Raw genomic sequence first — 18,332 nt, forward strand, 5'->3', positions numbered from 1 at the left:
GACGAACCAGCAAGGCGTTTTCATGAAAGAATACAAAACAATCACCGAAATCGCAGGACCCCTGGTGTTCGTCGAGAAGACCGACCCGGTCGGCTACGGCGAACTGGTGACCATCAAGCTCCCGGACGGCGCGATAAAGCGGGGGCAGGTGCTCGACACGTCCGACGACCTCGTCGCCGTGCAGGTGTTCGAGGGGACTTCGGGCATCAACCGCGAGGCGACCGTAAAGTTCCTCGGCGAGACTATCAAGCTCGCGCTCTCGAAGGACATGTTGGGCCGGGTCCTCTCCGGTCGCGGCGCCCCAAAGGACGGGGGCCCGGAGATCATCCCGGAGAAGCGCACCGACATCATCGGGGCGGCCATCAATCCGTACTCTCGCGAATCCCCGTCCGAGTTCATCCAGACGGGAATCTCCACGATAGACGGCATGAACACGCTCGTTCGGGGCCAAAAACTCCCGATTTTCTCCGGTTCCGGATTGCCGCACAATGAGATCGCCCTCCAGATAGCACGCCAAGCGAAGGTGCGGGGCGAGGGCGAGGAGTTCGCCGTCGTGTTCGCGGCGATGGGCATCACCAACGAGGAGTACCAGGCCTTCAAGGCGGACTTCGAACGCACGGGCGCCCTTCAGCGCGCCGTGTTGTTCGTGAACCTCGCCGACGACCCCACGATCGAGCGTTTGATCACGCCGAGGATGGCCTTAACGGCCGCCGAGTACCTCGCGTACGAGCACGATTACCACGTGTTGGTCATCCTCACGGACATGACCAATTACTGCGAGGCGCTAAGGCAGATCGGCGCCGCGCGTGAGGAAGTGCCCGGCCGCCGAGGCTACCCGGGTTACATGTACACCGACCTCGCGCAGATCTACGAACGCGCAGGCAAGATCAAGGGAAGGAAAGGCTCCATCACGCAGTTCCCCATCCTCACGATGCCCGGCGACGACATCACGCACCCGATCCCCGACCTCACCGGTTACATCACGGAGGGGCAGGTCGTCATCTCGCGTGAACTGCACAGGAAGGGCATCTACCCGCCGATCAACGTTCTCCCGAGCCTGTCGCGGCTAATGAACGCTGGCATAGGCGTGAAGAAGGATCACCACGGCAACGTCCGCGTCCTCACGCGTGAAGACCACAAGGCGGTCTCCGACCAGGTCTACGCAGGGTACGCTGAAGGAAAGGATCTCCGTGGCCTCGTCGCCATCGTCGGCAAGGACGCTCTCTCCGACCGGGACAAGAAGTTCCTGGAATTCGCCGACCTCTTCGAGGACAAGGTCGTACGCCAAGGCCGCGACGAGGACCGCGACATCGAAGCGACGCTCACGCACTTCTGGGACCTAGTAGGGACGCTACCGGAGTCGGCGGTCACGAGGATCGACAAGAAGTACATCGACAAGTACCACCCGCAGAACCGGGGCAAGGCCACGGTCTCACCGACGGCACGTTAACCTTGCCTTGGAAGCCGCCGAAAGCGTGACGGAGCCAGCTTAATCAGACGGGACGGCCATCCCGCCGCCGTGGACGAAACGGACTTCCGGATCCTGCAGGCCATGGGGTTCCAACCGTACACGCCAGAGCTCCCGCCCGCGGATGCCGTCCGCCCGTCGCGTCTTGCGCGTCGCGTGGGTCTCGGGGTCAAGGCGACGAAGGATCGCATCGCCCGCATGGAGTCGGCAGGTGTAATCGCCGGCTACTCTGCGTATCCGAACCTGCGACATTTCCCCCTTCAGTGGCGAAGTTTCCATTTTCGCGTTCCTGAGGAGCGCAAGGCTGCGTTCGTGAAGGCGATCGAGCCGCTCGACGGTGTCACGGGCTGTTTCCAGTTCCTGGGACGTGATGTGTGCGTGGACCTTTTCTTCCAGGACGATGCCGAGCGCGATCGCCGCCTGCGAGCCCTTTCGGGTGCGGCGGGTTCTTCGCCTTGGGAATTCTACGACAACTACCGTCCGCCAGCCAAACGCCCTTTGTCGCCCCTCGATTGGCGCATCGTGAAAGCACTGCGCCACGACGCCAAGAAACCGCTATCCGCGGTTGCAAAGGAACTACGTGTCACGCCACGGACCGTCCGGAACCGCTTCGAACGGATGATCGCCGACGGGAGCCTCTGGATCGTGCCGAACGTGGATTTCTCCAAGATTGCCGGGTTCGTGGCTTTTGGCCTGCTAGTGTATTTGCGACCTGATCCTCCGAATGCCGCGAAAGCGGCACGCAGTGCGATCGAGCCCTCGCTCATCCACGCTTGGGTCCCCCCGTCGAAGGAGCTTGGTAGCTTCGTCTACTTCCTTCGAGCGCGAACTACCGGCGACGTCGATTCGATTGCGGCTCGCGTGCGAGCTCTCGCAGGCGTAGAGCGGGTCGAACTTCTCATTCCCGCAGCTCGCACCATGAGTCTCTCGTGGCTCGACGAGGCCATCGACAGGCGCGCCGTAGGCGAGATTTCCGTTTCCGGGGCCTCGACGGACAAAAAGGGAAACTCCGAAGGCGAAGCGACCGTTGGTGCGCCCTCGGGCGCGCGACAGGCCAAAAAGCGTTGAAGTTGTAATGGAGATCTGGTAAAACATGCCAGAACTCAAACAAAGCCACGGATTGCGACAAAGTGCATGCGGACCGGAATGCGGTTTTCTCATCCGGAGCCCGGACGAAACCGAAGTCGTGCGCGTCGTGCGCGCTCACGTCAAGGATGCGCACGCGATGGAACTCACGGAGACCCAAGCGCGCGCCGCCGTCACGGCCGTACGGTAGTGAGAATCGTGGCCGCCCTGTCGAACGTCGCCTCCCACGAATTGGCGCACGGGAAGCCGCGCACGTTTCATGTGAACGGCACTACGTTGTTCGCAGAGGAGTTCGGACCAGCGGGAGGGATCCCCGCGCTTCTTCTTCCTGGCGGGCCCGGTTGCAGTCACGAGTACCTCAACCCGATCGCCACGCGCTTCGCCGACCGTCTGCACTCGTTCGTGCTCGACCCGCGCGGGTGGGGCAAAAGTTCGCGGCCCCCTCTCGCGACCATGACGCATGCCCAAATGGTCGATGATTTCGACGCGGTGCGAAAAGCACTGGGCTTCGACCGCTGGTTGGTGTTGGGGCACTCGTACGGCGGCTTCCTTGCCCTCGAATACGCGATCCGGATCCCGAATGCGGTGAGCGCTCTCACGCTCATCGGTAGCGGGAGTGCCATGGACATGGGCCACTTGGTGGCCAAGAACGTAACACGCCTCGCCCGCAAGTACCCCCAGGCGTACGAGGCCTTCACGCGTGGCGCCTATGAGGGCGAGAACGCGGACGCCGCGTACTTGCATCACATGCAGGCCGTGATCCCCCTGTTCTTCAAGGATTTCGATGAAGACGTCGCGGCACCCCTGTTGGCGTGCACCTTCTCGGCGCACGGCGACGAACGGATGTCCGCGGAACTCCGTGGGTACGATGTGACGGATGCGCTTCCCAAGATCGGCGCCCCCACTCTCGTCATCGACGGTGTCCACGACTTCATCTTGCCTCCCGAGCAGCAGAAGCGTCTTCATTCCGGAATCCCGGGCTCGCGACTGGTTCTCCTGGAATCGAGCGGCCACTTCCCGTTCCTTGAGGACCCTGCCGGCTTCGACAAAGCGCTGGGGCGCTTTCTCGACCAATCAAGCGGAAAGCCTTAGGCGGCGCCGCCCCTCAACCGTCCCGCGAGCCGAAGGGTCTGCTAGCCGGTCGTCGCATGGGGCCGACATCGACCCCTCGACGGCTCTCAGCGCCGCCGCCGTCATGGCGGTCATCCTCGGGGTCCCTTCGGCAGCGTCTAGGTCGTGGAGTTGAAGAACCAGCGGCGCGAAGCCGCGGCCTGAACGCGTTCGTTTTCATCGTTCCTACCCTGTCCTTGGCCAACGCATGTTTGGCGCAAAGCACGACGGTGACCGTACCAATGCCTTGAACTCTCAAAGAAGGATAATTAATGCCACACATCGGTTTCGGTGGCGACACGCTTGCCCGATGACGCCCCGCCTCGTGCCCCGTCGGAGACGCCGCCCCCGGCTCCTGCGCCGCCGCTCGATTGGAATTACCCCCACGCGAAGCCGCCAGAGGCGATCGATAATCAAGTCTTCTTCGGCACCCCACGCCCATCCACCGGAGATTCCCAATCGGACATCTTTGACGTGCCCAAGGATCCCCTGAGATTCGCGACGCTCTCCTTCGGTGTTGGCCTCTTGTCCGTGTTTTTTTCGGGGGCCGACTTCTACCACCAGTTGGTCTTCGTGGCGCCTATTTTCGAGGAGGCGTTGAAGTTCGGGGCGGGGCTCTTCATCGTGACCGCGTTGAGGATCCGGTCACCCCCCTTCAGGGTAGTGCTTGCCCTCTTTCCCGGCGCCGCGTTCGGCATCTTCGAGCATTACCTTACGTATTCGACGGAGGAGCCGCTGATCTATTTTTTCAGGATAGCCTTCCACTCGGGCACAGCCGCGCTCGCGATGGCGATGTGGTGCGCGTTGGAACCGCTACCGACCTGGCGCCACAGGTGGTTGTCGACGCTTCCCGGCACGCTCATCCATGCGCTCAATAATGTCTATGCGCTGCTCGTCGCCATCATCACGGTCATCGATGCGGTGATCACAGGGACCTCGTTCGCCGACGTACGCCCGTCTGGCGAGGCGATCATTGTTCCCCTGTTGCTGGCGGCGATCGCTCACGCCTGCGCTTGGGCCGTGGTCTACAAACAAGGACATTTAAGGGTCGTGGTCGTCTCGACGTTTCGTTGGAAGTTCTTCACATGAGCGGCGCAGGCGCCGCGGGCGTTTGGCCCTGGGTAACGAGTTCGGCCTTCCGTTGGTCGTAGCGGTCCCACACTTCGTTGACGGATTTCTGCAGTTTCGCGTATCCCACAAGCGGTCCGAGCAACAGGAGGAGGATGCCGACGGTGGTCCAAAGAAGGAATTCGACTCCAGTGATCGCCTTCGGCAGGCCAAGCCTCTCTCTCGCGTAGTTAAGGTTCTCGATGGCCTTGAGTTGGTAGAACCAAAGCACGGGGAAGACCACGAGTCCGAAGATCAGAAGGATGATGTTCTCATCGCGTCCCTCCTTCTTCAATTCGAACTGTTCGAAGATCTCGTTGTGGGCCTTGTAGTTCCAGTAGATGCTGTAAAGGCCCAGCGAAAGAATCGTGAACAGTAGCCCGCGCCCGAATCCCCGTTGCTTTCCCACCTTCGTCGGAAGAACCATGGCCAACAGAACACGTTTGAGAGAGATAAGTTCCGCGTACCCGAACCGAAGCGGCGTTTTATCAAGGGACTTGCCGCGTCCACATGGGACCGCAGAAACCCTTAAATCCCTGAGGAGAATCCCCGGCTGTGGCCATACGGGACATCAAACCCACCCGCTCTGAGCTCATCGAACTCAAGAAGCGGATCGCGCTTTCCGTCAAGGGCCACAAGCTGCTCAAGATGAAGCGCGACGGCCTCATCATGGAGTTCTTCAAGCTCTTGGAGGAGGCGAAGACCATCCGGCAGGAGCTCGTGCAGCGTTACGCGGAGGCCGCGGAGAAGATCGCGATCGCCGAGGCGGTCGAGGGGTCTGTCGCGGTGAAAAGCGCCTCATTCGCCCTCCTCAACAACCCGCAGGTCACGGTGAGCCGGAAGAACCTGATGGGTGTGGTCGTGCCCCAGATCCAGGCCACGCAGTTCAAGGCACGCCTGGACCAGCGCGGCTATGGTATCATCGGCACGAGCCCGCGTATCGACGAGGCGGCGAAAGCCTACGAGCGGCTCCTTGAGACGATCGTGCGCGCCGCGGAGGTCGAGACGGGGATCAAGAAACTCCTCGACGAGATCGAGAAGACGAAACGGCGGGTCAACGCCTTGGAGTTCAAGGTCATCCCCGAGTTGAACGAGACAAGGGCGTTCATCGCGTTCCGACTGGAAGAGATGGAACGGGAGAATACGTTCCGCTTGAAAAAGATCAAGGAGAAGGGCGCGGCGGCCGCGGAAGCGGCGGCTTAGGCGAGCCAAGATCGCCGTTCTCAGATCTTTAGAATCGGTTTTTTTGAGCGTGTGGGCCGATTCGAGTCCACCGATTCACTCGGACATCTGCGGATGCCCGCGTGTTTTGAAGGTGCGCTCGCCGTGTTGCAGCGATATACCCATGGTGGGAGATAAAGCGGTGCAGCACCCGTCTGGCCTGTCCGCGGTTGGTCACTTTCGGCGACCCCGCAATGAAAGCCCGCAACAAGGGCTTGCACGTGCTTCCTTTCAGAACGGTGCGGGCGGCAACTAGTTATGGATGAACGACGTAATTACGATGTAAGGCCTCACGCCGTTCTAGAGGCCCGCGGCAAGCCCGTGGTCGTGACCCGCCACGCCCGCGACGGAATGGTCGCCGAACGGCCGCCGCTTGACGGGAACGACGTAGGACTTGCTTTGGAGGAACCTGACCATGATGACGGAAAAACGGCGCAGAAGCGCATCGGGAAGCGGACGGTCATCGTCCGCTATCGGGAATCGGACGCGCAAATCGCAGTCGTCTCGGTCTCGGCGACGCGGCGCCGGCTTCGTGCCTGAATGCCTCAACCATGGAAAAAAGGCACCACGGATGCAGGAAGAGATCCTCTCCGTCCGTTACCCGGCGGGAGAGCTTCCCGCGAGGGGGTTCCGTTGCACGATCTGCGGTGAGGAGGTTTTTCTCCTCGCGGACGTGGGGATGCAAGACGACCTAGCTCACCGCTTGGGCCTTTTCGGCGTCGAGGACCGCCGGCGTCGTAAGCTCCAGCGCACGGGAAACAGCATCACCGTGAGCCTCGACCCTGCGATCTTGCGCGAGGTGATGCCAGGCGCCAAACCGGGTGACATCGTTATTGTCGGCCGACAAGGCGATAAGATTGTGATAACCGCCGAGTGATGGCTGGCCGAAACATTCGGCGTGACCGTGGTCGGCCACTGAACCAATGCCCTTCCCCAGTCCGGCTGGACTCCCAAAGATGCGTATCCGGATCAGTAGTGTGGCGACCGGCACGATTCCAAAAGCCTGAAAACATGGGGCGCTGCTTGGTCTGCACATGGCCGAGCTTGACCCCCCCACGTTGCTAAAAGCGGTCGCGGCCGTCGCCGTGATCTTCGGCGTCGCATTCGCAGTGCTCCAACTCCGGGCTGCCGAGCGTAAACGCCTCGACGCCGGGGCCCTGGCGGCTTTTCAAGCGTGGGACACGGCGAGCATGCAGCAGTTGGACATCGTCTACGCGCTTCCAGACTCGGCCTCTCCCGATCTCATCGAGAAGGCCGACGCCGACGTCCGGCAGGCCGCCAACGGCGTCTACCTTCGCTGCGAACCCATGGGTCTCGTGGTCTACCAGCGACTCGTTCCGTTGCGCTTGGTGAACGAGTGGGCTGGCGGCGCCATCCGTGTGTCGTGGAAGAGACTCCGGCCGTGGATCGAGGCCAAGCGCCGGGCGGCTGGGTCAGAGCGGCCCGGTGAATGGTTCCAATGGCTCGCAGACCTGTTGAGCGAGCTTCCGGCACGCGACGAGAAGGTCGGCGCTCAGGTGATCCACAAGGGTTGGAGGCCTTGAGATGGCCGAACTGGACGTGGCGACGGTCGCGAACGTCGCCACCGCCGGGGCGGTCGCGGTGGCGGTGTTCTTCGGCGCCCTCCAATGGCGCCAGTTCCGTTCTCAACAGCGCGACCGCGCGACCCTCGGGGTGATGGAGTCCTTCCAGCGCCCCGAATTCCTGAAGGCCCACACCGTCGTCTGGTCCATCCCGGACGGCGCGGACGGGCCGGCGATCCGGGCGATGGGGCCAAGCGTCGAAGAGGCCGTGCAGAGCATCAGCCACGTCTACGAGGTCATCGGGGTGATGGTGTATCGGCGGATGGCGTCCCTCGAGATCGTGCAGGACCTCATGGGGGGTGCCATAGTGATGGATTGGCGGCGACTGCGTGCGTATGTCGAGATGCTACGCGTCGAACAGCACCGCCCCAACGCGATGGAATGGTTTCAATGGCTTGCCGAACAATTGGAACGACGGAAACCCGCGTACAAGGAGACCGGCGCCCACACCGCCTTCCGTGACTGGAGGCCTTGAATGGCCGATCTCGATCTTTCGACGATCGCCAACGTCGCCACCGCGGCCGCCGTGATCGTCGCTCTTGCTCTCGGACTCTTGCAATGGTCGGCCGCCGAACGCAAGCGCCGCGATCTTGCGGCGGTCGAACTCGTCCGCTCGTTCCAGAGCGAGGCCTTCACGCGGGCGGCGCGCATCGTCGCGGAGCTATCGGAAGGCCTCACGGACGCCGAACTTTCCGCGCGCGGCCCCGAGACGGAGGACGCGCTGCTCTACGTCCACATGGCCTTCGAGAACCTTGGGCTCCTCGTCTACCGGCGCGTGATACCGCTCGACCTTGCAGCCGAGCTTATGGGCGGGTTCGCCGTCGCGTCGTGGAAGAGGCAACGCTCGCGCATAGAAGGGTTCCGGAGACGGCTGGGGTCGGAGAAGATGGGGGAGTGGTACCAGTGGCTCGTGGAGAGGATCGAGGCGCGCTCGGCGGCGATGCCGCAAGTCGGGGCCCATGTGAAGTACCGTGATTGGAAAGAGTAGCAAGGCTCAAGGCGGCATCTTGCGATGTCCACCCATGCTTGCCGCCCGATTTTTTCTTCTCATTGCGGCCGCACTTCTGTTGACGGGTTGCACGTCGCCCCCGGGGCCGCCGACCGACGACGGAGAGGATGAAGAGGACGCGAAGACGGGCGGTGAAGGGGACGGCGGGATCGTGCATTGGTCGACCCGTGCGGCGCTTCCTACGCCTCGAAGCGAGCTCTCTTGCGCGTCCATAGGCGACAAGGTCTACGCCGTGGCCGGGTCGGGCGAGGCGGGCACTCCTTCGACCGGCAGGAAAGTGGAGGTCTACGATGCGCGCTCCGACACCTGGAGCGCCGGTCCGGATCTTCCGGTGGCCGTCGACCATTCTTCGCTGGTCGCCCACAACGGCACCCTCTACCTGTTCGGAGGCTATGAAGGCGGTTCTCCGTCGACGATAGCCGCTTCATGGAAAGTCGCGACGGAAGCGGCCTGGCGGGTACTTGACGCGCTTCCCCGTGCCCGCGCCGCGCACGCCGCGGCCGTGGTCGAAGACAGGATCTACGTCGTCGGTGGCCTCGGCGCCTCTGGCCTCATCGGGGAGGTGGATGTCTACTCGCCGGACAGTGGACAATGGTCCGTCGCGCCGGCGTTACCAACACCACGCGACCACCTTTCGGCCGGATCCTTCGACGTCCGCCTGTTCGTCGCTGGAGGCAGGAAGGCGACGCTCTCGTCGAACCTCGACACGCTTCAGGTCCTCGACACGAGGTCGCTTGAATGGAAGGAGGCCGCGAGGATGCCGACGGCGCGGGGCGGTCTCGCGGGTGCGATGTTCGGGGGACTGTTCTTCACTCTCGGCGGGGAAAGACCCGATGGCGTCCACGCGGAGGTGGAGGTCTACAATGCGGGCCTCGACACGTGGGCCTCGTACACGAAGATGCCGACGGCCCGGCACGGGCTATGCGCCGCGGGGACATCGGAGGAACTCGTGGTCGTCGGCGGGGGCATTTCGCAAGCGTCGTCGCGGGATGCGTTCCATGTGGAAGCGCTGTCGTTCAGGCCACAATGAGCGGTCTCTACTCTCAACGCGGGGTTACCCCGTCCCGTCACGATTCCTTCGGGAACGTTCGCGTCTCCATCGACCGATGCAGGAACGCGGGGCCGCCAAGCCCTTGACTCAGGCTCCGGGCCTCCAAGTCGACGAACGCGGTCAGTGTCCGGGCCTGCAGAGATCTAAGGAATCGGCCTCACGCGCCGGCTGGGAGCGGTACCGGGTCGCTTGCGGCCACGGGCTCCGGTACCTCGTCGTAGAGCGAGCATAGTTCGTGCCAAAGATGAGACAGGCGGTACCTCTTCGCCCTCCACTCGCGCTCTTCGACGACGAGGCCCGCGCTTTTCAGTTTTGCAACGAGCCAGCTCACGGTGGCCACGGGCATCCGGGCGCTTTGCGCGAGGTCCTTTTGCATCAAGCCGGGGTTCCTCTCGATCGCATCGCAAAGCGATCTGGCGTTGCTCGTCCGCATGAGCGCCACGGCCGCCCGCAAGCGCCGCTGATGGGCGGTACGCTCCTCTGGAGGCGTCGATTCGGCGGCCCCCGCGGCGGCGAGGTCACCGCCGTTCTCGTAGATACGCCGCGACCGGCCGGATCTTTCGGACACGATGAGACCGCCCCGTTCGAGCACCCGCAAGTGGTAGATCGCGGTGGACCATCCCATCCCCTGGCGCCTTGCGAGCTCCTTCACATCGACGCCCGGGTTCCTTCGGATGAACTCGAAGACGGCGCGCCGGGCCTCGCTTGAGAGGACTTGCGAATTCGAGATGCGTGCGTAAAGAGGGATGATGAGGCCGACCTTCACGTGGTTGGAGGAGACTAGTAGCGCCGTCAGGGCGATGAGGCCGAGGCCAGTGGCACTCGTTGCGTCCGTGAGCCGCGCCGCGTCCTCCCCGACGGCCACGTGATCGATCGCACCCGCGGTCGCGATACGCATGGCGCCGTCGTCGTCGCCGGGCTTCGCGTCAAAGCGCATCGTGCCCGTGAGGACAAGGTCGCGGTAAGCCGATTCGGCGCTCTGGTCGCCTGCGGCCAATCGGCCGTAGGCGCGGCCGAGCTTAGCGGTCCCAGTGTGGTCCAACTGCATCGACGCCGCTTCGAGCGATCGAAAACCTTCGTTCCCTATCATATCGAGCCGGGCGCCGGTAAGCTGTAGGCGAAGGAACCCGTCGGGGGCCGAGTCTCCACCTTGAGACGCGCGGACCTGGAGTTGGTCGGTCGCGTTCTGGAGCGTCAGTGAGGTCGCCTTCACGAGCAGGTCGAAGTTCCCGCGAACGACTATGCGAGATGCCGTCCCTGAAAGAAGCAGGGCGCTGTCCCGGGGTTCGACCGTCGCCGTCGGTGAATCGACGATCGCCGAGTAGTCGTGGTACTCGCCGCCTTCGATCCTCATCTCGAAGTCCCAGGCGACCTGGTCGAAAGTGAGGCGCACGGGCCTATCCATCCCGCGTTCGGTCGTTGCGCCGTGCTCTTGAGAAAGAAGACCGTCGAGCACACCTCCGCGCTGGGACGCGGAAGTGTGCGCGGTCACGGATGAAGCGGTGAGGCTCACGAGGGGAGATTCGCCGGAGTACGCGATAGTAGGGTGGGAGGCGACGATGGTGGAGGCGCCATCGAGGTCCAGCGAATCCGCCTGGAACCGTCCGGAGGCGTCGAAGGCCGACGATAGGTTGGCCATCGACAAGACGATCAACAGGGCTGGTACGATTATCCCCTTGAACCTCACATCGGAAAACCCGCGTTGCGACCTATATAACCATATTGGCCGCTAGATTGTGGCGACGAGGCTGGAACGGCCCGTTCCCATGGATCGGAGGCGTCAGGCGGGCTTCTTGGCGTCACTGAAAAGGTGCCTCGAAAACGCCCGCAGTTCATCCAATCCCGTGACGTCCTTCTTTTCGAGCGGGACCTCGACGATGGGCACGTCCTTGATCTCCTCCTTCAACCAGTTGATGTAGTACAGGTTCATCTGCCGTCGCCGGTCCGAGAATTCCACTGTCGAGACGACCCGTTTCATTATCCGCGGATCGTAGCCGGCTTTCTCGACCACGGTCTTCAACTCGTCTTTCGTGTCCTCATCGGCGTTCAGTTCGAGGAATTCGTCCCTGAGGCTCCCGAGTTCGTCCGGCTGCACCTTGTTCACGATGATGTAACCGAGACTGATCCCGAGATCCTGCACCTTCGGTCGGAGTTCCACCGTTTCCTGAGCGGGCAATTGCTCGGGGAGCGTCACGATGTTGAGGACGGTGATCTTCGGATCGGTCAGCACCTTGTTGATCCGGTCGGCCTCCGCGCTGATCTCCTTGAACAGCTTCTCGAAGTCGATGTCGATCTCATGCGACTTCGAGCCCGTGAAGAAGCCGACTAGGCCGGCGCCGGCGTTCTTCAGTTTGGAGTAGAGCTGGTATGACTTCACCGCGATGACTATGAGGCTCGTCTCCTCGAAGAGGTCCTTGATGTTCTGCGGCGCCGCAAGGAAGGTCAACGCATGGCCTGTCGGCGCCGTGTCGATGACTATGCAATCGTATTTTCCCGCATCGCGCATCTCCATGAGCTTGCCGATGGCCAGGAGTTCGTTGAGGCCGGGCATGTTGTTCTCGACGTATTTGAACAACGGATGGCCGACCACGTCCTCCTTGTGCTCGGGAGCGTGCGTCTTCAACCAGTCCTCGATGACCGTGCGGGGATCCATCATCAAGGCGTGGAGGTTCGGGGCGATCTCGGCGTCCGCGAAGCCGACATCGACGCCGAGAGCGTCCTTGAGGCGTTTTGCAGGATCGACCGTGACGACGAGAGTGCGCTTGCCTTGCGACGCAAGCCACAACGCGACGGCCGCCGACGTTGTGGTCTTGCCCACACCGCCCTTGCCGGCGAAAATGATGAGATTCTTCTCGGCCAGGTTCATCATGGCCTTGGCAGCCCCGGGCTGTATTCGGGCGGCGAGACATTAATAGGATTCCATTTGGGTGCGATTGGGCCGGGGCGAATCTATATAAGGAGTCAGGCGGGCGTCGAAGGGCGCACTCATCTTGCTCAGAGGATCTTCTTGCCAAGCGCCGAGGTGATGAGACCCACCGCAAGGTCCCCCGTGCGGTTTTGGACATCCATGAGCGGATTCAACTCCACCAAATCCATCGACGTGACGACTTCCGTGTCCGCGAGTAGTTCCATCGCAAGATGCGCTTCCCTGAAGGTGAGCCCTCCGTGCACGGGCGTTCCCGTACCGGGTGCTTCGCTCGGGTCCACGAGGTCCATGTCGAAGCTCAAGTGGACGTGTTTGACTCCCTTCGACGCGATCTCTGCGGCCTCCTCCATGACCTTCTTGATGCCCATCTCGTCGATGTCTCGCATCGTGAAGACAGTCACCTTGGAGTTCTTCAGCAGCTCACGTTCGCGCTTGTCGAGGGCGCGCGCCCCGATGAGGACGGCGTTCTTCTCGACGGCTTTCGGGCTTATCCCGGCCAGGTTCACGACCTTGTCCGACCCGTAACCGAGGATGGCGGCGAACGGCATCCCATGGATGTTCCCGGTCTCCGTCGTCGCCGGCGTGTTGAAGTCGCCGTGCGCGTCCATCCAGATTATTCCGATCTTTTTCTTGGCGCGCGTTATCCCGGCGGTCGTCCCCATGGCTATCGAGTGGTCGCCGCCGAGGACGAGCGGGAAACGGTCCTTCGCCGCTTCCTTCGCCACCATGTCGGCGAGTTCCTCGCAGATGCGTACGATCTCGTCCATGTAAAGAAGCGACTTGTCGCGAACGCGCATCGCCTCGACGGTCGGCGTGTGGATGTTCCCAAGATCCGTCACCGTGTGGCCGAGGTTCTCTAGCTTCTGCTGGAGTTTCGCGGCCCGTATCGCGGACGGGCCCATGTCGGTGCCGCGGCGAGAAGCGCCGAGATCGACTGGTGCGCCGATGATGCTTACGTGCATGGGATGGAGGCGGTACGCCGGGGGGTGTTAATAATGGCTGTGAAAGGGGCGGGCAAGCAACACGGTCGCGCCCCTTTGTTGATTTGTTCGGTAAAGAAGTCGCGGAGACTCTCAGCTACCGGAGTGCGGACGTCCTTACCGTTGGAACACGGTTACCAGCCCGGCATCCGCGTTGCGACCATCTCGCTCTTCGTTATCTTGACTTCAAGGACGTAGTCCACGTTCGCTCCCAGGAACCCGATGACGCGCGCGGTCCATGCGCCCGGTTTCATGTTGCTGTCGATGTTCTTTTCGAACCTTTCGGGAACCGCTCCCGACGTCGAGGATGCGTCGGACACCATGTTTCCCTCGACGTCGTAGATCTCAAGGTCCAAATCCGGGACTGAAGTGGGCTGTACTGGGTTGTCGACGGTCTGCCCCTGGTAGTTGAGCGTGATGACGACATGGTTTGCGTTCGCTGTCACGTCGAACTTGTCGTTGTTGTACGTGACGCCTTCCGCGCCTTCAACGAGGTGACGTTCGAGGCCGTCCGCCAGGCCGTCGGCAGGATTGAAATAGAGCGGGTTCGAGCCCATGACGGTCCCCCTTATCTCGGAGACGAACGTCACGTTTTGCGTGACCATGGTCGGTCCCAAGGGAAGCGACGTCGGGTTCGTGTCCACGGGGGGCCCGCTGATGCAGCCGGAGGCGAGGACGATGCCGCCTATTGCCAGGGCCGCGAGAAACGTGCTTCGCGCCTTCATGGATAGTCTGGTTCACACCTTGGCTCACGGGTTTAAAGGTATTGTTGAACGAGGCGTGTCCGACTGCTGTCTAGCCGGCTGATTCGGTCCGGCCTTTTGCAAGAAGCTCGAATCAGGGCCTCCCATGTTTCCTCGCCACTCGTCGTAGATTCGTCTGAGCCTCCCCTAGGCGCGGACCACCGCGATACGGGGCGGCTTCGTCGAGAGATCGCTCCACGCCGCCCAGACGTGTCCGTCGGCTGCCACGGATAGTCCAGCGTAATCGTCGCCTACTTTGTACGTGCCATCCACACCGGCATCGGCTAGGAGGACCGTCCGCCATTCTCCGCCCGGCGGTGAGACGTAAAGCATCGCTCCATAGTGGCTATCGTTTCCAAACCGTTGGAGTGCATAGAGAGTGCCGTCCGTTCGCGCGGCGGCAACACCGTAACCGGTTTCCTCGCCTTGGGGCAGGCCATCGAGACGTACGGGTTCGCCCCACGTCTTCCCTTGATCCGCGCTCAAGACGCGGACGATGCCGCGCTCGCCTGAGATCATGAGCGCGACTTGGGCCATTCCGGAAGCGTCAGTCCAGAGCGCCGTGGGGTCGGCCACCATCATGTCCCCCGGGGTCTGCTCGTACGGGTGAAGCGGGCCTTCAAAAGTCTCTCCACCATCGCGACTGATGACGGCGCCAACGCCAAAGGAGCCCGCGGCATTGTCAAAATCGCGGGACGTGACCATGACGAAACCGCCAGGTCCGGCTGCCACTCGGGGCGCATAATGGCCGGCCAAGGGTTGTACCGTTCGCATGACCAACTCCATTTCGCTCCAGGTGGTTCCACCGTCGGAACTCTTGAGGAACCAGATCCCCTGCTGGACGAAGCACGGGGCGACACTACAAACGGGCGCGACGAAAAGTGGCGCGAAAACGTAATTCTGACTCACCACGTAGATCATCCCGGTGTCCGGAGCTATCGCCATGTCCATGAAGTCCGGCGCAGAGACGCCTGCTGGTCCGTCGGCGAAACGCTTGAAGTCCCATTTCACGCCGTCCTTGGTCGAAGCGAGTGTGAGCCCGTCGGAGACGCGCGTCCGCGTCTCAGGTTCCCGCGCCACCTCACCGTACATCACGTACGCGATCCCGTCGGGGCCGAAGCCCGCGATGCTGTCGAAATTGTAGCGGCCCTTTGTCAGGGGATTGGAGTCGAGGGCGGGGTCACGCAGCTCCGAGATCGCCCAATTTGCGCCAGCGTCGCTCGTCAATGCCGCAAAGATACGCGGAACGTCGAATTCGCCCACGCGCCAAGTCACGAGAACGGTGCCAGGGTTCCTGGGGTGCGTCGCGAGGCTCGCCTCACGATCGGCGTGGGAAGCTCCCGTGGGGTCGAGGAAAAGTGCACATACGCCCCCAGCGGTGCTGTTGAATTGCGGATCGCAGGTAGCGCCCGCAGCGGGGGCCGATGACCCGTCGGGTCCAGTCCCGGAACCCACAGCTCCTAGCGGGCCATCATCATCGGGCCCGGTGGGAGGCCCGGACGAAATGCACCCGGACACGCCAAGAAGAAAGGCAAGGCCGAGGACCCGCCACGTAGGACCCCATGGTCTCATCACGACTCGGGAGCCTCCAAGGTTCAAAAGGGTTGTGGACTGCTCCTTGTCTTCTTCGACCTCCCGAACGCCGGGAATCCTGCCTCTTAAGTATTGTTTACTGAGTCTATGGTCGCAATGCAGTTCAAGGATTCAGTCGCCGTCTGGGAGCGCATCGCGCCGTCCTACGCGGCGTCCCGACGCAAGCCGTGGCCGCAGGTGGAGGCGTTCATCGCGAAACTTCCAACGGGCGGCCTTTTCTTGGACCTCGGTTGCGGCGGCGGCCGGCACAGCGCCCCGCTGGCGAGGGCGGGGCGGGCGATCGCAGTGGATTCGGCGCGTGCGATGCTACATGAGGCGAGGACCGCGGCCGGCCGCGGCGGCGTATCCCCTCATTTGGTCCAAGCCTCGGCGACCGCGCTTCCGTTCAAGTTCGATCTCTTCGACGGCGTGATATTCATCGCCGCCCTCCACAACATCCCGGGCCGGTTCGAAAGGCGAAAGGCGCTCGACGAGCTGGCGCTCGTGATGAGGCCGGGATCCGAGGCGCTCGTCACGGTGTGGCTTCGACCCGCCTCCGTCCGAAACGAGGCGACAGAAGACGCAACCGGGCAGTCCCCTCTAGTCGGGGAAGCGGGCGACGCGATGGCGCCGTGGAACCACGATGGGCGGCGGGAGGAGCGGTTCTACCACTTCTATTCCGTGGCCGAACTCGACGAGGACCTGCGATCCGTAGGGCTTCGCGCATTGGAGGTCCGGGAAGAGACCATCGCCTCCGAGGACGCGTCGGACAACCTTTTCGTGCGCGTGGCCAAGGCGGAGGTGTAACGGGTCGTGCATCACGTCCAGGAGGCGAGACGCCTGCATGCGACTCTAGTTTCCTCTCCTGTAACCTTATGTACTCCCCCGTTCTTTTCCGCCCGTCCAAGGATGCGAACCCCAATCTATCCCCTTCATGCGAAGCTCGGCGCGCGCTTCGTGGATTTCGCCGGATACGACATGCCGGTCATGTTCACGAGCATCCTCGAGGAGCATGAGGCGGTGCGGAACGCTGCAGGCGTTTTCGACGTCTCCCACATGAGCAACGTGTGGCTGCGGGGCCCGGACGCGGCCGCGGCCCTTGGCAAGACCATGATGTGCGACGCGACGAAGGTCCCGGTCGGCGGCACGAAATATACCGCAGTCCTTCGAGATGACGGGACGATCATCGACGACCTCTACGTCTTCCGGCCGACCGAGAAGGATTATCACATCGTCCCGAACGCCGGGATGAACAAGGAAGTCTGCGACTGGATCTCCTCGAAGACGGGGACGAGAGTCGAAGACGTGACCACGGAGACCTGCATCATCGCGTTCCAAGGCCCCAAGGCAAAGGACATGATGGGACGAGTCTCCGGGTACGACCCCGCGCTCATCAAGCCGTTCCGTTGCGTCGACGCCCCGCGGCTCGGGAAGGGCGCGTTCATCAGCCGCACGGGTTACACGGGCGAGGACGGGTTCGAACTGTTCGTCCCGGCGGGAAGCGGCATCGGCATCGTGGAACGGATACTCGAAGCGGGAAAGTCACACGGCGTGAGGCCGTGCGGCCTTGGCGCCCGGGACACTTTGCGTCTTGAAAAAGGGTATTGCCTCGCCGGGCACGAGTTCGCCGCAGGTGTCACGCCGCTACAGGCGGGCCTCGACAGGTTCGTGAATTGGGACCACGATTTCATAGGAAGGAAGGCCTTGGAGAGGCAGAAGGCAGCGCTCCCGAACCGGCTTGTCGGTGTGAAAGTTAGCGGCCGCGGGATCCCACGCCAGGGGTGCAAGATCGTGGCCGGCGGGAAAGTCATAGGCACGCTCACAAGCGGCACGATGAGCCCCACTTTGAAAGTCGGCATCGGCCTCGGTTACGTTCCACCACAGCACACGGCACGGGGCACGAAAGTCGACGTGATGATACGCGATTCGGCGGTGCCGGCCGAGATCGCGGAGATCCCATTCCTCTGACCCTCAGGCCGAAGGCCCAAGGGGGAAAAGACACAAGAAGGCGGTTCACAAGAATGAGCGGCGGAAACGAGGTAAGGCCCGGCTTGAAGTACACGAAGGAGCACGAGTGGCTGAAAGTGGAAGGCCACAACGCACGGATCGGCATCACCGATCATGCGCAGCACGCGTTGACGGACGTGGTCTTCGTGGAGCTTCCGAAGAAGGGGAAGAAGGTCAAGACGGGAGAGACGCTGGGTGTGGTCGAGTCGGTGAAATCCGTGTCCGACATCTTCTCGCCGGTCGCCGGGGAAGTCGTCGAGACGAACGGTCCCCTCGAAGACGATCCGGGCCTCATCAACCAGAAGCCCTACGACGACGGATGGTACGTCGTCATCAAGATGAACGACCCGAAGGAAGCGGACAAGTTGATGACGGGCGACCAGTACAAGGCGTCGCTCCAATCGCATTGAGGCAGAAGGATGCGATCCATGCGGAACAAAAGAGTCGTGTCCTTCGGGTCAGGTTAAGA

General features: G+C 62.5%; 21 protein-coding genes. 15 read left to right on the plus strand and 6 right to left on the minus strand.

The window, feature by feature from the left end; translation table 11 throughout:
- Nucleotides 1-22: 22 nt before the first annotated feature.
- The 5 genes from HY556_05685 to HY556_05705 all read left to right on the plus strand — a co-directional run bounded on the left by HY556_05685 (nucleotide 23) and on the right by HY556_05705 (nucleotide 4,753).
- Entirely contained in the window at nucleotides 23-1,450 is a 1,428-nt protein-coding gene (locus tag HY556_05685; GenBank protein ID MBI4393274.1) for a V-type ATP synthase subunit B, read from the plus strand.
- A gap of 69 nt (nucleotides 1,451-1,519) precedes the next feature.
- Nucleotides 1,520-2,536 carry an Lrp/AsnC family transcriptional regulator gene (locus tag HY556_05690; GenBank protein ID MBI4393275.1) on the plus strand — a complete coding sequence of 339 codons (1,017 nt, stop codon included), beginning with the start codon at nucleotides 1,520-1,522 and terminating at the stop codon, nucleotides 2,534-2,536.
- Nucleotides 2,537-2,561: 25 nt separating this feature from the next.
- Nucleotides 2,562-2,744 carry a DUF1059 domain-containing protein gene (locus tag HY556_05695; protein ID MBI4393276.1) on the plus strand — a complete coding sequence of 61 codons (183 nt, stop codon included), beginning with the start codon at nucleotides 2,562-2,564 and terminating at the stop codon, nucleotides 2,742-2,744.
- Nucleotides 2,744-3,646: an alpha/beta fold hydrolase gene (locus tag HY556_05700; protein ID MBI4393277.1), complete on the plus strand. Its 903-nt coding sequence runs from the start codon at nucleotides 2,744-2,746 to the stop codon at nucleotides 3,644-3,646. The genes HY556_05695 and HY556_05700 overlap by 1 nt, the downstream gene beginning before the upstream one ends.
- Nucleotides 3,647-3,967: 321 nt before the next feature.
- Nucleotides 3,968-4,753: a hypothetical protein gene (locus HY556_05705; GenBank protein ID MBI4393278.1), complete on the plus strand. Its 786-nt coding sequence runs from the start codon at nucleotides 3,968-3,970 to the stop codon at nucleotides 4,751-4,753.
- Here HY556_05705 and HY556_05710 read toward each other — a convergent pair.
- Complete coding sequence (locus tag HY556_05710) at nucleotides 4,746-5,198, minus strand: DUF4234 domain-containing protein (protein MBI4393279.1); 453 nt, start codon at nucleotides 5,196-5,198, stop codon at nucleotides 4,746-4,748. The genes HY556_05705 and HY556_05710 overlap by 8 nt on opposite strands.
- A gap of 128 nt (nucleotides 5,199-5,326) precedes the next feature.
- On the opposite strand from HY556_05710, the gene HY556_05715 reads away from it, so the two are divergent.
- The 7 genes from HY556_05715 (at nucleotide 5,327) to HY556_05745 (ending at nucleotide 9,614) form a co-directional block, all read left to right on the plus strand.
- A complete protein-coding gene (locus HY556_05715) occupies nucleotides 5,327-5,974 on the plus strand; it encodes a V-type ATP synthase subunit D (protein MBI4393280.1) in 648 nt (215 codons plus the stop codon).
- Between the two features lie 276 nt (nucleotides 5,975-6,250).
- On the plus strand, nucleotides 6,251-6,532 hold the full coding sequence (locus HY556_05720) for a hypothetical protein (GenBank protein MBI4393281.1): 282 nt from the start codon (nucleotides 6,251-6,253) through the stop codon (nucleotides 6,530-6,532).
- Between the two features lie 31 nt (nucleotides 6,533-6,563).
- On the plus strand, nucleotides 6,564-6,869 hold the full coding sequence (locus HY556_05725; GenBank protein MBI4393282.1) for a hypothetical protein: 306 nt from the start codon (nucleotides 6,564-6,566) through the stop codon (nucleotides 6,867-6,869).
- 157 nt (nucleotides 6,870-7,026) lie between these two features.
- The gene (locus HY556_05730; protein ID MBI4393283.1) at nucleotides 7,027-7,536 is read left to right on the plus strand and encodes a hypothetical protein; all 510 of its coding nucleotides are present in this window, start codon (nucleotides 7,027-7,029) and stop codon (nucleotides 7,534-7,536) included.
- A 1-nt stretch (nucleotide 7,537) separates the two neighbouring features.
- A complete protein-coding gene (locus HY556_05735; GenBank protein MBI4393284.1) occupies nucleotides 7,538-8,050 on the plus strand; it encodes a hypothetical protein in 513 nt (170 codons plus the stop codon).
- Nucleotides 8,051-8,563, plus strand: a complete 513-nt coding sequence (locus tag HY556_05740) for a hypothetical protein (protein MBI4393285.1) — start codon at nucleotides 8,051-8,053, stop codon at nucleotides 8,561-8,563.
- Between the two features lie 34 nt (nucleotides 8,564-8,597).
- Complete coding sequence (locus HY556_05745) at nucleotides 8,598-9,614, plus strand: hypothetical protein (protein MBI4393286.1); 1,017 nt, start codon at nucleotides 8,598-8,600, stop codon at nucleotides 9,612-9,614.
- Between the two features lie 178 nt (nucleotides 9,615-9,792).
- Here the strand turns inward: HY556_05745 and HY556_05750 are convergent, their stop codons facing one another.
- The 5 genes from HY556_05750 to HY556_05770 all read right to left on the minus strand — a co-directional run bounded on the left by HY556_05750 (nucleotide 9,793) and on the right by HY556_05770 (nucleotide 15,856).
- The gene (locus HY556_05750; protein MBI4393287.1) at nucleotides 9,793-11,322 is read right to left on the minus strand and encodes a helix-turn-helix domain-containing protein; all 1,530 of its coding nucleotides are present in this window, start codon (nucleotides 11,320-11,322) and stop codon (nucleotides 9,793-9,795) included.
- A 93-nt stretch (nucleotides 11,323-11,415) separates the two neighbouring features.
- Nucleotides 11,416-12,504: an ArsA family ATPase gene (locus HY556_05755; protein MBI4393288.1), complete on the minus strand. Its 1,089-nt coding sequence runs from the start codon at nucleotides 12,502-12,504 to the stop codon at nucleotides 11,416-11,418.
- 125 nt (nucleotides 12,505-12,629) lie between these two features.
- Nucleotides 12,630-13,523 (minus strand): arginase, encoded by an 894-nt coding sequence (gene rocF / locus HY556_05760; protein MBI4393289.1) that lies wholly within the window; start codon nucleotides 13,521-13,523, stop codon nucleotides 12,630-12,632.
- 152 nt (nucleotides 13,524-13,675) lie between these two features.
- Nucleotides 13,676-14,266, minus strand: a complete 591-nt coding sequence (locus HY556_05765; protein ID MBI4393290.1) for a hypothetical protein — start codon at nucleotides 14,264-14,266, stop codon at nucleotides 13,676-13,678.
- A 165-nt stretch (nucleotides 14,267-14,431) separates the two neighbouring features.
- Complete coding sequence (locus tag HY556_05770; GenBank protein ID MBI4393291.1) at nucleotides 14,432-15,856, minus strand: exo-alpha-sialidase; 1,425 nt, start codon at nucleotides 15,854-15,856, stop codon at nucleotides 14,432-14,434.
- A gap of 117 nt (nucleotides 15,857-15,973) precedes the next feature.
- On the opposite strand from HY556_05770, the gene HY556_05775 reads away from it, so the two are divergent.
- From HY556_05775 to gcvH, 3 genes are all read left to right on the plus strand, one after another.
- Nucleotides 15,974-16,663, plus strand: coding sequence for a class I SAM-dependent methyltransferase (locus tag HY556_05775; GenBank protein ID MBI4393292.1), 690 nt, complete (start codon nucleotides 15,974-15,976; stop codon nucleotides 16,661-16,663).
- A gap of 102 nt (nucleotides 16,664-16,765) precedes the next feature.
- Entirely contained in the window at nucleotides 16,766-17,824 is a 1,059-nt protein-coding gene (gene gcvT, locus HY556_05780) for a glycine cleavage system aminomethyltransferase GcvT (GenBank protein ID MBI4393293.1), read from the plus strand.
- Between the two features lie 53 nt (nucleotides 17,825-17,877).
- Complete coding sequence (gcvH, locus tag HY556_05785) at nucleotides 17,878-18,273, plus strand: glycine cleavage system protein GcvH (GenBank protein ID MBI4393294.1); 396 nt, start codon at nucleotides 17,878-17,880, stop codon at nucleotides 18,271-18,273.
- Nucleotides 18,274-18,332 lie beyond the last annotated feature (59 nt).

It is taken from the genome of Euryarchaeota archaeon, from assembly GCA_016207515.1.
GTDB lineage: Archaea > Thermoplasmatota > SW-10-69-26 > JACQPN01 > JACQPN01 > JACQPN01.

Coding starts and splice junctions, on each gene's coding strand:
- HY556_05725 (MBI4393282.1), top strand. CDS start 6,564: ATGCAGGAAGAGATCCTCTCCGTCCGTTACCCGGCGGGAGAGCTTCCC.
- HY556_05720 (MBI4393281.1), top strand. CDS start 6,251: ATGGATGAACGACGTAATTACGATGTAAGGCCTCACGCCGTTCTAGAG.
- gcvT (MBI4393293.1), top strand. CDS start 16,766: ATGCGAACCCCAATCTATCCCCTTCATGCGAAGCTCGGCGCGCGCTTC.
- HY556_05765 (MBI4393290.1), bottom strand. CDS start 14,266: ATGAAGGCGCGAAGCACGTTTCTCGCGGCCCTGGCAATAGGCGGCATC.
- HY556_05775 (MBI4393292.1), top strand. CDS start 15,974: ATGCAGTTCAAGGATTCAGTCGCCGTCTGGGAGCGCATCGCGCCGTCC.
- HY556_05770 (MBI4393291.1), bottom strand. CDS start 15,856: ATGAGACCATGGGGTCCTACGTGGCGGGTCCTCGGCCTTGCCTTTCTT.
- HY556_05710 (MBI4393279.1), bottom strand. CDS start 5,198: ATGGTTCTTCCGACGAAGGTGGGAAAGCAACGGGGATTCGGGCGCGGG.
- HY556_05755 (MBI4393288.1), bottom strand. CDS start 12,504: ATGATGAACCTGGCCGAGAAGAATCTCATCATTTTCGCCGGCAAGGGC.
- HY556_05730 (MBI4393283.1), top strand. CDS start 7,027: ATGGCCGAGCTTGACCCCCCCACGTTGCTAAAAGCGGTCGCGGCCGTC.
- HY556_05745 (MBI4393286.1), top strand. CDS start 8,598: ATGCTTGCCGCCCGATTTTTTCTTCTCATTGCGGCCGCACTTCTGTTG.
- HY556_05685 (MBI4393274.1), top strand. CDS start 23: ATGAAAGAATACAAAACAATCACCGAAATCGCAGGACCCCTGGTGTTC.
- rocF (MBI4393289.1), bottom strand. CDS start 13,523: ATGCACGTAAGCATCATCGGCGCACCAGTCGATCTCGGCGCTTCTCGC.
- HY556_05695 (MBI4393276.1), top strand. CDS start 2,562: ATGCCAGAACTCAAACAAAGCCACGGATTGCGACAAAGTGCATGCGGA.
- HY556_05735 (MBI4393284.1), top strand. CDS start 7,538: ATGGCCGAACTGGACGTGGCGACGGTCGCGAACGTCGCCACCGCCGGG.
- gcvH (MBI4393294.1), top strand. CDS start 17,878: ATGAGCGGCGGAAACGAGGTAAGGCCCGGCTTGAAGTACACGAAGGAG.
- HY556_05740 (MBI4393285.1), top strand. CDS start 8,051: ATGGCCGATCTCGATCTTTCGACGATCGCCAACGTCGCCACCGCGGCC.